The organism is Shigella sp. FJ200513, assembly GCF_040495915.1.
Lineage (GTDB): Bacteria > Pseudomonadota > Gammaproteobacteria > Enterobacterales > Enterobacteriaceae > ECMA0423.
In genome coordinates, this window is sequence record NZ_JBDYCV010000260.1 from 1 (window position 1) to 702 (window position 702).

Sequence of the window (702 nt, forward strand, 5' to 3'; positions counted from 1 at the left end):
CCATGTTCTTTAAGGATATTTTGATATCTTCTCATACGATACTGCCATCCCTGGTCAGAGTGCAGAACAGGATGCTCGTGAGGATTAAGCTTTTTGAATGCCTGATCGAGCATATTCTCAACCATGTTCATCACTGGTCTTTCCGAAAGGCTGTAAGAAATAACTTCGTTGTTGAAGAGATCTATTACTGGAGACAAATACAGCTTGCGCCCATTGACTGCAAATTCAGTAACATCGGTAACCCACTTCTCGTTTGGCCGCGTAGCCTTGAAATCTCTTTGGAGAACATTAGGGGCGGTTTGCCCTACCTCTCCTCTGTAAGAGCGGTATCGCTTGACCTTAATCGCTGCTTTAAGTGAGAGGGTTCCCATCAGGCGCTGAACAGCTTTATGGTTAATCTGTTTCCCTTCTCGATGAAGAGACAGCGTTACCCTACGGTATCCGTATCGGCCTCTATTCTCGTGATAAATCTCACCAATACGCTTTTTAACGTCCGCATACTTGTCAGGCTTGCTGAGAGCCTTTAGATGGTAATAAAACGTACTGCGCGGTATCTCCGCAGCCCTGAGAAGCTCATCAAGAGGATAAAACTGCCTTAGCTCGTTGAGTACTTTCACTTTTTCGTGGGATGAGCTAAGGCTTTCAGCTTTTTTAGATACATAAGCCGCGTTTCAAGAAATCGAACTTGCCTTTCAAGATCCT

The 702-nt window shown here is 44.9% G+C and carries 1 pseudogene; it reads right to left on the bottom strand.

The window, feature by feature from the left end:
* A pseudogene (locus ABZJ92_RS22090) lies at positions 1-702 on the bottom strand (IS3-like element IS150 family transposase); the annotation flags it as partial.